Origin of the sequence: Aquimonas voraii, from assembly GCF_900101825.1 — a bacterium.
Lineage (GTDB): Bacteria > Pseudomonadota > Gammaproteobacteria > Xanthomonadales > Xanthomonadaceae > Aquimonas > Aquimonas voraii.
The window spans coordinates 707,270-718,932 of sequence record NZ_FNAG01000002.1; the positions used below are offsets into that span (position 1 = coordinate 707,270).

At 70.5% G+C, this 11,663-nt stretch carries 6 protein-coding genes; 2 read left to right on the forward strand and 4 right to left on the reverse strand.

Annotated elements, in window-relative coordinates; translation table 11 throughout:
* Positions 1–72: 72 nt before the first annotated feature.
* The 4 genes from BLP83_RS07555 to BLP83_RS07570 form a co-directional block, all read right to left on the reverse strand.
* Entirely contained in the window at positions 73–807 is a 735-nt protein-coding gene (locus tag BLP83_RS07555) for a class I SAM-dependent methyltransferase (RefSeq protein WP_091240784.1), read from the reverse strand.
* Entirely contained in the window at positions 794–2,092 is a 1,299-nt protein-coding gene (locus tag BLP83_RS07560) for a BtaA family protein (protein WP_091240786.1), read from the reverse strand. The genes BLP83_RS07555 and BLP83_RS07560 overlap by 14 nt, the downstream gene beginning before the upstream one ends.
* Positions 2,093–2,188: 96 nt before the next feature.
* The gene (pbpC, locus tag BLP83_RS07565; protein WP_091240788.1) at positions 2,189–4,558 is read right to left on the reverse strand and encodes a penicillin-binding protein 1C; all 2,370 of its coding nucleotides are present in this window, start codon (positions 4,556–4,558) and stop codon (positions 2,189–2,191) included.
* A gap of 77 nt (positions 4,559–4,635) precedes the next feature.
* Positions 4,636–7,749, reverse strand: coding sequence for a ligand-binding sensor domain-containing diguanylate cyclase (locus tag BLP83_RS07570; protein WP_176764058.1), 3,114 nt, complete (start codon positions 7,747–7,749; stop codon positions 4,636–4,638).
* A gap of 207 nt (positions 7,750–7,956) precedes the next feature.
* On the opposite strand from BLP83_RS07570, the gene BLP83_RS18615 reads away from it, so the two are divergent.
* Together BLP83_RS18615 and BLP83_RS07575 are read left to right on the forward strand one after the other, a co-directional pair.
* Positions 7,957–8,523 (forward strand): c-type cytochrome, encoded by a 567-nt coding sequence (locus BLP83_RS18615; RefSeq protein WP_176764059.1) that lies wholly within the window; start codon positions 7,957–7,959, stop codon positions 8,521–8,523.
* Positions 8,524–8,721: 198 nt separating this feature from the next.
* Positions 8,722–11,598 carry a penicillin acylase family protein gene (locus BLP83_RS07575; RefSeq protein WP_091240792.1) on the forward strand — a complete coding sequence of 959 codons (2,877 nt, stop codon included), beginning with the start codon at positions 8,722–8,724 and terminating at the stop codon, positions 11,596–11,598.
* Positions 11,599–11,663 lie beyond the last annotated feature (65 nt).

The following is an 11,663-nucleotide window of genomic DNA, read 5'->3' on the forward strand; positions in this document are numbered from 1 at the left end:
ACTTGACGGCCCGGCCTTGCGACCGATCGGCCGTGCCATGGCCGCCGGCGGCGCGGGTGATGTTCCGCGGATTCAATCACCGCGGCGCCCGATGAAGCGGTAGTAGGGCACCCGCAGGCCAGGCAGCCAGGGCAATCGTGCGCGGCCCTCGTGCAGGCGGTGCCAGGGCAGGCGGTCGCGCAAGGCCTCGAGATGCGCCGGGTCCAGGTGGACACCATCGTGGCGGAACCAGCGCGGCCAGAAGGCGCGGGCGAGCGCACCGTGGCGCGCGCGCCATGGAGGCGGATCGGCCGAGGACACGTGGAAGTCGACCACTGCCAGCTGCCCGCCCGGGCGCAGCATGGCGATTGCGTTGTCGAGCGCCGCGCGCCAGTCGGGGATCATGGTCAGCGCATAGGAGAGCAGGACGATATCCACCGTCTGCGCCGGCTGGTAGCGCGTCGCATCGGCGTGCGTGATGCGCACCTGCGGCCAGGCGAGGGTGCGATGCCGTGCGATGGCCAGCAGCGGTTCGCAGAGATCGACGATTTCGAACTGCAGGTCGGCGCGGCGGCTTCGGGGGAAGAACTCGAGGTTGCGCCCGGTGCCGCCGCCGAGCTCGATGATGCGAGCACGAGGCGGCAGATCCAGCGAGGCGATCAGTTCGGCGCGTCCGGGCAGCAGGCGGTCGCGGAAGGCGTCGTAGTGGGCGGCTTGCGCGCCGTAGAAACCGGCCAGCCGCTGCGCGTGGTCGCCCTCGCGCGGCATGCCGCGCAAGAGGCCACGCAGCACTGTGAGGTCGGAACGCAAGGCGTCAAACCCGCGCATCGCGGGCTCCGGCAGACGCGGAAAGCTCAGCTCTGCGCGCCGACGCCGGCCAGTCGGCGATGACGAAGCCGGCGTAGGTGTGGACGCGATCGCCGGCCTGCAGCCGCTCGGCCAGCGCGTCCTGGAAGCACAGCGCTTCGCGCAGCGGCCGGCGCTTCGGCCCGACCGCGATGCGGTCGAGGTAGTCCGGCCGCGCCTGGGCGCTGCGCAGCAGGAGGCGTGCGTCGGGCGCCGCGCGCTCCAGGATGCAGTTCCACTCTTCGACCAGGGCCTCGGGGTAGTAGCTGCTCATCCAGTCCATGTGGTCGAGCAGCACGAAGCGGTCGATCGGGCGGTCGTGCCGCTTCAAGAAATCGGTGACCGTGCAGGTGTGCAGCGCGATCGCCTCGGCGCGGCCGCCGCGCAGCGCGGCATGACCTTCGGGCTTCAGGTACTCGGGGCAGCTGTCCTGCGTGTAGTGGCCGTGGAAGTAGACCTTCCAGAAGTAGTTGTCGCCCAGCGGCAGTTCGCGGATCACGTACTCAAGACTCGCGCGGATGAAGCCGGCGATGCGGTCCGGGTGCTGGGCTTCGACCAGCTTGCGCTGCGGGTAGGGCACGCCCAGCAGGTTCATCACGAACTGCCGCGAAAGCAGCCAGTTGAAGGGCCGGCTCCACAGGCGCGGCGCGATTTCGCGGTCGTAGAGCGCGCGCTGCTCCGCCACCGTCCTGCAGGCGAACAGCGCCTCGAAGTGCTCGCGCAGACGCGGCTGCAGCTTCAGAAAGGTGTGGAAGCCGCGCGCCGCGAGGCCAGACAGGCCGTGGAAGTAGAAGCTGCCGCGCGGGCTCTCGAACCAGCGCCAGTGGCGGTCCCACCACGCTCGCGCGAACTCGCCGAGCTGCGGGCGCAGCCGCGCCACGTAGAGCTCGCCTGCTCGGGCGTGGAAGCCCTGGCCGAAGAAGGCAAAGTAGTCGGGGTAATCGAGCGCGCGTGCGGCGGCGAGCTTCAACTCCAGCAGGGCGTTCTGGCGCGGGTTGGCGTCGATCGCATGGACGCGGCCGGCGCCGGCGAGGGCGTAGTCCAGCGCATTGCAGCCAGCGCTGGTGATCACCAGCAGCTCGTGCTCAGGCCTGAGCTGCAGCGCCAGGCGGTCCACCGCGGGATCCTCCCAGCAGGCGTTGTAGACCAGGCTGCGCGCGTAGATCGCGTTGAAGATGCGCTGGTCCAGCCGATCCTTGAAGCGTGTCGGCGTGGCGTCCGCGGCGCGGGCGCCGGGGTTCTCGGTCTGCGGTAGGGACAGGGCCATCGTAGGCTCGCGCTCTGGGTCTCGCGGCCGCAGCCTAGGCGCGGCGGATGACCACGGCATGACGCTGCGCCGGACTCATCCCTCAGGGGCGAGGATTCACTCCGCGGCCAATACCTCGATCTGAAGACGTCCATAGCGCGCGCTGTCGTCGATCGCGACGATGTCCTGCACGCCGGGCTTCTCGAAAGCATGCTTGAAGCTCTGCTCGGCCGGCACGGTGGCGAACAGCCGACCGTTCACCAGCCAACGCACCTCGCCGCTGGCGCCCGCGGCTTTGAGGCTCAGCGTGGGCGCGGCGGCGCTGCCGCGCGGTGCGCGGATGCGGCTGCCCTCGCGCGCGCCGGTGATCTGCAGGTCGGCGAGCGCGGCGCGCGCGCCGGCGCAGTCGGCCGCGAGCGCCGGCGGCAGCCCACGCCGACGCTCGTCACCACTGAGCCAGGGCGCCGCGAGGCGCGGCCACAGCGCGCGCGCTTCCTCCACTTCGGTGCCGCGACGGCACGCGCCGACGCGCTGCACGGCCCCGTCCATCAAGAAGCGCTGTACCGATGGCGGCTGCGCCTCGCCCGCAGGCGCCAGTGTCAGCGGCGCCGCGCCCTCCAGCAGCCAGGCGTCGAGGCGCCTGTGGCAGTGCTCGGCTTGGGTTGCATCGGCATGCGCTCCCAGGGGCCAGCAGATCGCAGCCTCGCCCACGCTGTCGGGATGCGCCTGTGCGGGCTGCTGGTATTCACCCGGCAGGCTGGCCTGCACCGCTTGCAGCACGGGCAGGGCGGTGATGGCGCCGAACTGGCCGGGCGAGGGCGTGCCGTCCGGGCGGCCGACCCAGACGCCGATCGTGACCCCGGCGTTGCCGCCCACCGCCCAGCTGTCGCGGAAGCCGTAGCTGGTGCCGGTCTTGTGGGCCAGACGCGCGCCGCTCAACTGGGCGAAGCGGCCGTCGTTGCCGTCGGGGGCGCTGCGCAGCAGTTCGGCGATGATCCAGGCTGCGCCGGGCGAGAGCAGGCGGCGCTCCTCCAGAGGGTCCGCAGGCCGGAAGCGCGGCAGCGGCGCGCGGCCCTCGCGGTGCAGGGCGGCGTAGGCGGCGACCAGATCCTGTAGCCGCACTTCGGTACCGCCCAGGACCAGACTGAGATTGGGGCGGTCACCGCTGGGCAGGCGCAGAGGCAAGCCTGCGTGTTCCAGGCGCGCGGCGAAGCGCGCCGGCCCGAGCTGCTGCAGCACGGCCACCGCGGGCACATTGAGCGATTGCTGCAAAGCCTCGCCGAGGCTCACCGGCCCGCGGAAGCGCTGGTCGAAATTGTCGGGGCGATAGCCGTCGAAGTCCTGCGGGGCATCAATCAGCAGGCTGGCGGAATGGACGCTGCCGGCATCGATCGCGAGGCCGTAGACGAAAGGCTTCAGCGTACTGCCGGGCGAACGCCAGGCCTGCACCATGTCGAGGTGGCCGTAGCGCGCATCGTCGGCGAAGCGCGCGCTGCCGAGATAGGCGCGCACCTCGGCCGTCCGGTTGTCGAGCACCAGCACCGCCGCCGAGGTGCGCGGCGGCAGGCGTTCGATCCAGGCGCCGAGCTGGGCCTCAAGCCGCAGCTGCAGGTCGTGGTCGATGCTGCTGTCGATGCGCTGCTGGCCGGGGTGCTGGCCGCGCAGACGCGCCGCCAGCAGGGCGGCGGACTGCGGCACCGCCAGGCTGCGCGCCACCACGTTCTCGGCGCGGGCATCGGCGACGGTGGCTGCGCTCCACACCGCGAAGTCGGCGAGCCGCTGCAGGACCTTGTCGCGCGCTTCGCGTGCGCGCTGCGGATGACGATCCGGCCGCAGCCGGCTGGGCGACTGCGGCAGCACTGCCAGCAATGCGGCCTCCGCGTGGGAGAGCTGGTTGGCAGGTTTCCCGAGGTAGGCCCAACTGGCTGCCTGCACGCCCTCGATGGGGCCGCCGAAGGGCGCGTAGTTGAGGTAGAGCGCGAGGATCTCGCGCTTGTCGAGACGCCACTCCAGTTGCAGCGCGCGCAGGCTCTGCCTGAGCTTGCCGAGCAGCCCGGGCGACTGCGGTTCGATCAGCCGCGCCACCTGCATGGTCAGCGTGGAAGCGCCCGACACCACCCGGCCGTGGCGAAGGCCCTGCGCCAGCGCCCGCAGCGCCGCCAGCGGGTTGACCCCGGGATGCCGCCAGAACCAGCGATCCTCATAAGTCAGCAGGGCTTCGAGATAGAGCGGCGAGACCGCATCGACCAAGACCGGCAGCCGCCATACGCCCTCGCGGTCCGGAAAGGCGCGCAGGGGACGGCCATCCCGCGCGGTCACAACCGTCGCGAGGTCGTTGCCGAGATCAGGCAGCGGCGGTGGAAACAGGCGGTCGAGCAGCAGGGCCAGAAGCAGCAGCGCGAGCGTCGCCCATGCCAGCCGCCGCAGGCGTGGCCAGCGGGCAGGGCGCGGGGGCGGTTGCTGGGCGCGGGCGGGCGCTGTGCTCATGCCTGACAGGGTGTCGGCCGATGGCGGCTCGCGGAGTATGGCGACTGCGCGCCCTCTCGGGCGACGCGCCCGCCGCTTCAGGGCTCCGTGGAGCGCGAGCGCAGCACGCTGAGCCCGGTCGCCGGCCAGCTTTCGACCGCGGACGCCGCGAGCAAGGCCAGCAGGTTGGGGCGTGAGACATCCGATGAGGTCTGCAAGCCGACCCAGCCGTTCTTGCCGCGGCGTTTGGCTTCGTAAAGCGCCTGGTCGGCGAGGTTCACGCTCTGCTCCCACTCGCCCAAGGCAGGCCAACTGGCGGCCAGTGGCCAGGGCGCGAAGCCGATCGAGCAGCTCAGGGACAGGCTGCGTCCCGAGCGCAAGTGCAGCGGTTCGTGGGCGATGGCGAGGCGGATCCGCTCGGCCAGTGCGGCGGCGTCCTCGCGTGGCAGCTCACGCACCACCAGCAGGAACTCCTCGCCGCCCCAGCGCACCAGCTTGTCCTCGCCTCGGCAATACGCTCGGAGGCGCTGGGCGAACTCCACCAGCACTTCGTCGCCGGCCTGATGGCCGAGGCTGTCGTTGATGCGCTTGAAGTCGTCGATGTCGAGCATGAACAGCATGAGGCCGTGATGACCGCGCGGGTCGCCCGCCACAGCGCGCTGCACGCGCGGCGCGAGTTCGTCGAGCCAGTGCTGCAGGTCGCGGCGATTGGCGACCTGGGTCAGGGGATCGGTGCGGTTGGCCTCTTCGAGCCGCAGATTGCTCGAGGTCAGCAGCTGGTTGGCGCGCTCCAGCTCGACCGTGCGCGCCTCGACCTCGCGGTTCAGGCGGTCGACCAGCGCGCGCTCCTGCCGCACCCGTCGGCGCACCTCCAGCAGCACCAGGGCAACCACGCCCAGGATCAGCAGCGCGTAGGCGAACAGGGCGCTGTGCGAGGCCCAGGGCGGTGGGGCCATTTCGACATCGAGGGTGCGTGTGTGGCCGAAGCGACCGTCGCGCCCTGCCGCCTGCAGTTCCAGGCGGTAGCTGCCGGGCGGCAGGAAGGCGTAGTTGATCTCGGCGCGGCCCTGCGGCAGCGCCGTCCACTCGCTTTCCAGGCCGACCAGGCGATAGCGCAGGCGCGCCGAGGCCGGCGCCGCACTGTCGAGGGCGCTCAGCTCGAAGCCGATCGTGCTGTCGCGGTAGCCCAGCTGCAGCCGCTGCGCGTAGCCGACCTCAAGCCCGCCCATCCGCTCACGCTGCGCTTCGCGGCCCACCACGGTGGGCAGGCGCAAGCCCGAAATCGCCACCCGCGCCAAGGCGGGTTCGGGTTCCTCCACCCAGGGCTCCAGCACATCGAGGCCCTCCGGGCCGCCGAACCACAGCCGACCCCGGGCGTCGATGTAGCTGGCGCCGCTGTTGAACTCGATGTTGCGCAGACCATCCTGGCGGCGCAGCACGCGGATCGCGCCGCTGTCGCCATCGATGACGTTGAGACCGTCGTTGGTGCTGACCCACAGCCGCGATCGCGAATCGCGCACGATCCGGTAGATCACATTGCTCGACAGCCCGTCGCGCTCGGCGTACAGCCGCTGCAGGCGGCCCTGCAGATCGAAGCGATGCAGGCCGCCGGCGAAGGTGCCGACCCAGACGCTGTCGTCCTCCGCCAGCAGCGACCACACCGAAGGATGCGAGAGGCCGTCCTGCGGGGTGAGCGAACGCGGTTCGGACTTCTCGTCCCAAACGTAGACGCCCTCCTCGTTGCTGCCCAACCAGAGCTGTCCGTTGCGGTCACGCGCGAGGCTGGTCAAGAAGCTGGTGCGCAGCGCCGCCGGCACCGGCGCGAATGCCGCCGCGGGCAGGCGCAAGTCGAGCAGACCCGAGCGGGTGGCGATCAGCAGTCGGTCCGCCTCGCGGCGCAGGGCGGTGATCCGCCGCAGCTCGGTGCCGCCGATGGCCAGCATGGAGTCGTCGTCCTGCAGCCGCCACAGGCCTACGTCGGTACCGACCCACCAGCCGCCGTCCGGCTCCGGCTCCAGCGCGCGCACCGATTGCCCGCGGAAGCCCGGATGGCTGCGGCCGCTGCCGTCCGCGGACAGCACCAGCAGCCCGGAGTCGAGTCCGATCAGGGTGCGGTCGCCCGCGCTGCGCACCGCGCGCACGCTGCGGTTGGCGAAGCCGAACGCCAGGGGGTCGGGCGCCAGCTCGCGGCGCAGCAGCGGCGACAGGCTGCGGGCGCGGAACAGCCCGCTGGTATAGCTGCCGATCCAAAGCACGCCGGTGCTGTCCTTGAACAGGGCGGTGATCTCGCTGCTGGGCGCGGGCTCGACCGACAGCCGCAGCAGCGCAGGCGAGGCGCCCGGCTGGTGCAGCCACAGCTGGCCGTCGGACCGTCCCAGCAGCACCTCGCCGTTGGCCCTGACCAGCACTCGGCTGATCTCGGCGACCCGGCCGTCGGCGCCGGCGGGCAGCTGCAGTTGCTGGCGCTGTTTGCCCTGCGCATCCAGCGTGTAGAGCCAACCCGAGCGGCTGCCGATCCAAGTCTGGCCGTCCGCTTGCGCGAGGCTGCTGCAGCGGCGGTCGCTTCCCGCCTGCCAGAGCAGGCGCGAGCGCCCGTCGATTGCGATCTCCAGAAGTCGGCAGTCGCTGCCCAGCCACCAGATCGCGCCGCTGGGCTGGGCCCTCAAGGCGACGCCGCTGCGCGTGTTCGGCAAGGGCGTCCCGACCTTCAGCGTGGCATCCACATGCCGCAGACCGTCCGGCGAACCGGCCCAGACGCCGCCCTGCGAGTGCAGGGCCAGCAGCCCCACTTGCTTCGCGCCCAGCTGCTCGGGTGAGAGCCAGTCCCTGCGGCCATCGCGCTGGTTGAGGCGCTGCAGGCCGGCGTCGTTCAGCCCGAGCCAGAGCCAACCCTCGCGATCGAAGACCATGGCGTCGATGCTGCCGCTGGCGAGTTCCAGCGGTCGTGCCGGGGTGGCCGCGGGCAGATCGGTGCGCGGGGGTTGGAAGCGCAGCACCTCGAAGCGATGGCCATCGAAACGATTCAGGCCGTCCTGTGTGGCCACCCAGAGGAAACCGAGATCGTCTTCGGCGAGGTCGGTGACCGTGGACTGCGACAGACCCGAGCCCGGGCCGTAGCGCTCCAGATCGAGGAAGGGCGAGGCCGCCGACGCCGCCCCATGGGCGCAGGCGGCGAGCAGGCACGCGAGGACGAAGCGGACGGTCGGCAACAAGGCGGAACTCTGGCTTTGTGGAAAGGAAGGGGACTCAAGATTGCGGACGAAGCGGCGGGAGGCTGTTGCTTCATGCCGGCCTTGTGGCGCGGGAGCGTGTGTCGCCGGTCCTGAGTCCAGCCAGCAAGCCGTATGCCATGCCGTCTTGGCGCAGCCCCCCGGGCTCGCCCATGATGGAGCCGGTTCCCAGATCGTCCGAGGCCCCCAATGCGCCGAATCCCACTGCTGACTTTCACCGTGGCCTTGCTGTTCGGTGGGCTGAGCGCGCTGCAGGCAGCGGCGGCTGATGACATCGAGGCGCTCTGCCTCGATTGCCATCGCCCGGGGCAGGCCGGCGGTGCGGTGCCGGCCATCGAGGGACAGCACGCCGACTACCTGCGGGCGCAGCTTGAGCGCTTCCAGCATCGCCATCGCGAGGGCTTTCCGATGAATGCGCTCAGTGCCGGCCTGCACGAGGCGCAGATCGAGGCTCTGGCCCAGGACCTGAGCGCACGCGATTGGCGCGCGGCGGAGGTGCCAGAGGGCATCGACACGCAGGCCGGCAGGGAGAGGCTCGATGCGCTGGACTGCGCGGGCTGCCATGGCGCTGAGTATCGCGGTGGCGGCGCGATTCCGCGCATCGCCGGCCAGCAGGCGGCCTATCTGGAGCGTCAGATCCTGGGCTTCGGTGATGCCCAACGGCACCACCCGCCGGTGGGCGGTGGGGTGCGCATGTACAGCATCGACGCCGATGAGGCGGCAGCCATCGCGCAGGCGCTGGCTGCGCTGCGCTGATGGCGTCGTCCGCGGCGGCTTTTGCATTGAGGCCGAGATATCCGGGCCTCTCGCGCGGTGTTTGGCCAGCCTGATTCGCGGCCGGTCCACAGCGCGGAACATTTTGCTGCACCCGCAGATTTCCCCCATCCGTGTGCGTACGCATACTGCGGAGCGCGATCGCCATCACACCGAGTGGCGACGACACAGGAGGGAACCATGCACACCACACGACGCGCCGGCCGACAGGCCTTGGCGCTGGCCATCGGCTTCGCACTCAGCGGCATCGCCTCGGTCGCTTCGGCCCAGGCCATCCCCGCGCCCGGCCTGAAGGCCAACGGCAGCATTTCCTACGACGCCGAGGGCGTGCCCACGGTCACCGCCGCGACGGATGAAGACGCCGCCTGGCTGATGGGCTATGCCCACGCCCGCGATCGCTTCTTCCAGATGGACCTGCTGCGCCGCACCGCGAGCGGCACGCTGGCCGAACTGGTCGGCCCCAGCGTGCTGGCGCGCGATATCGAGCTGCGCACCCTGGGCCTGCGTCGCGCCGCCTGGGCCAGCTGGGCCAAGAGCTCGCCCGAACTGCGTGGCCAGCTCAAGGCCTACGCCGATGGCGTGAACGCATGGCTGAAGTCGAATCCCGTGCCCACCGAGCACCAGGCGTTGGAGCTCACCTCGGCCGATCCGTGGTCGCCGGTCGACTCGCTGGTGATCGGCAAGCTGCTGGCCTTCCAGCTGAGCTTCGACCTCGACATCGACTACACCGTCAAGCTCGGCGCCTACCAGCAGGCGGGTGCCGCCGCCGGCTTCAACGGCGCGGCTTTGTTCTTCGAGGACACTCATCGCAGCATGCCGGCCGATGACCGCGTCACCGTACCCGGCTTCCTCGCCAGCCTGCGCGGGCAGGGCGGCGAAGAGGGCGATGCGCCTGATGCCAAGTCCGTGGCGCCCGCTTTCGATGCTGAGGCGGTGCCGATGGTCGACGCGCAGGTGCTGCAGGCCGCGCAGAATTACGTCGAGCGCATCCGCGACAACCCGGTGATCGCCCCGCAGCTGTCGCGTCGCGAGAACCGTGCCGGCTCGAACTGGTGGATCGTCGGCGGCCAGCACACCGCATCGGGCAAGCCGATCCTGGCCAATGACCCGCATCTCGCGCTGGACACGCCGATGCTGTTCCACGAAGGCCATGTGATCAGCAACGACCCGCGCTACCCCACGCCGATGAACACCGTCGGCGCAGTCGCCCCCGGCACGCCGGTGCCCATCCTCGGCTGCAACAGCCACTTCTGCTGGGGCCTGACCACCAACCCGCTGGACGTCACCGACGCCTACGCCGAGCGCTTCATCGTCAACAGCTACGGCCTGCCCACGCACACGCTCTACCAGGGCAATGCCGAGCCGGTGCTGTGGGTGTTCCAGAGCTACTTCGTCAACACCATCGGCGATGGCGTGCGCGACAACGTCACCCGCAACAATTCGATCGGCTACACCAACGGCGGCATCACCGTGCTGGTGCCACGTCGCAACAATGGCCCGGTGCTGAGCATCACCGGCGACACCGGCATCTCGGTGGCCTACACCGGATGGGGCGCAACGCAGGAGCTGGAAGCCTTCAGCCGCATGAACCGCGCCACCAACCTGGAGCAGTTCCGCGCCGCGCTGCAGTACTTCGACGTCGGCTCGCAGAATTTCGCCTACGCCGACAAGCAGGGCAACATCGCCTACTTCGCCACCGCCGAGGCGCCGATCCGCGAGGACCTGCAGCGCAACACCGTCACCGGTGTGCCGCCCTACCTGATCCGCAACGGCCAGGGCGGCAACGAATGGCTGCCGCGCACCAACACCTATCCGGCCCAGGCGGTGCCGTACGAGGTGCTGTCGCCGGCCGAGATGCCGCAGTCGGTCAACCCGGCCCGCGGCTACATCGCCAATGCCAACAACGACCCAGTCGGCAACACGCTGGACAACAGCGTGGTCAACGAGCAGCGCCCCGGCGGCGGCGTCTACTATCTCTCGCCCGGCTACTCCAGCTACCGCCAGGGCCGCATCGACCGCGAGCTGCAGCGGCTGATCGCCCGCGGCGGCATCACCGTCGAGGACATGCAGGCCCTGCAGGCCAACACCCAGTTCCTCGACGCCGAACTGGTGCTGCCGCATCTGCTGGGCGCGGCCGACCGCATCGGCGCCTCCGACTGCCGCCTCACCTTCGACATGACCGACCCGCGCATCGGGCAGTCGCTGGACCTGCTGCGCAGCTGGGATTACAGCGCACCCACCGGCATCCGCGAGGGCTATGACCGCGGCGACAACCCGATGAGCCTGCCCGAGCCCAGCGAGGCGCAGATCCGCGCCTCGGTGGCCGCCACCATCTGGTCGGTGTTCCGCGGCCAGTTGGTGCGCAACGTGATCGACCACACGCTGACCCAGGTGGGTCTGGGCGGCCAGCTGCCGGGCAACAACGAGGCCTATGTCGCGGTGAAGCGCCTGCTCGACACGTTCGACACGCGCCAGGGTCGCGGTGCCTCGGGCCTGGACTTCTTCCGCAACGTGCCGGCCGCCTTCGCCGGCAGCTCGGCCTCGCATCGCCGCGACTGCATCCTCGTGGGCAGCCTGAAGAACGCACTGGATACGCTGTCCAGCGAGGCCTTCGCTCCCGCCTTCGCGGGTTCGAGGAATGTGCTCGACTACCGCTGGGGCAAGCTGCACCGCATCGTGCTCGACCACCCGCTGGGCGGTCCCTTCAACATCCCGGGAAGCAATCCATACCCGTTCCAGAACCTGAGCCCGCAGCTGCCCGGCCTGGCACGCCCCGGCGGGTATGAAGTGGTGGACGCCTCCGGCCACGGGGTGCGCTCCAACACGGTGAACGGCTTCATGTTCGGCAGTGGCCCGGTTCGTCGTTTCATCGGCGAAATGACCGATCCGCCGACCCTGCTGCAGATCATGCCCGGCGGCCAGGACGGCAAGATCGGCGGCCCCGGCTACGTCAGCCAATTGCCGCGCTGGCTGGTGAATGCCTACAAGCCGCTGGTGCTGGACCCGGCGGCTTCGCAGGCGGGCGAGGTGGCGCGAATCGAGTTCGCGCCGCGCTGAGGATGGCCGACTGCTGAGTGAGCCTGAAAGCAAAGGGCCCGCAGATGCGGGCCCTTTGCTTTCGG

Coding starts and splice junctions, on each gene's coding strand:
- BLP83_RS07575 (WP_091240792.1), top strand. CDS start 8,722: ATGCACACCACACGACGCGCCGGCCGACAGGCCTTGGCGCTGGCCATC.
- BLP83_RS18615 (WP_176764059.1), top strand. CDS start 7,957: ATGCGCCGAATCCCACTGCTGACTTTCACCGTGGCCTTGCTGTTCGGT.
- BLP83_RS07555 (WP_091240784.1), bottom strand. CDS start 807: ATGCGCGGGTTTGACGCCTTGCGTTCCGACCTCACAGTGCTGCGTGGC.
- pbpC (WP_091240788.1), bottom strand. CDS start 4,558: ATGAGCACAGCGCCCGCCCGCGCCCAGCAACCGCCCCCGCGCCCTGCC.
- BLP83_RS07560 (WP_091240786.1), bottom strand. CDS start 2,092: ATGGCCCTGTCCCTACCGCAGACCGAGAACCCCGGCGCCCGCGCCGCG.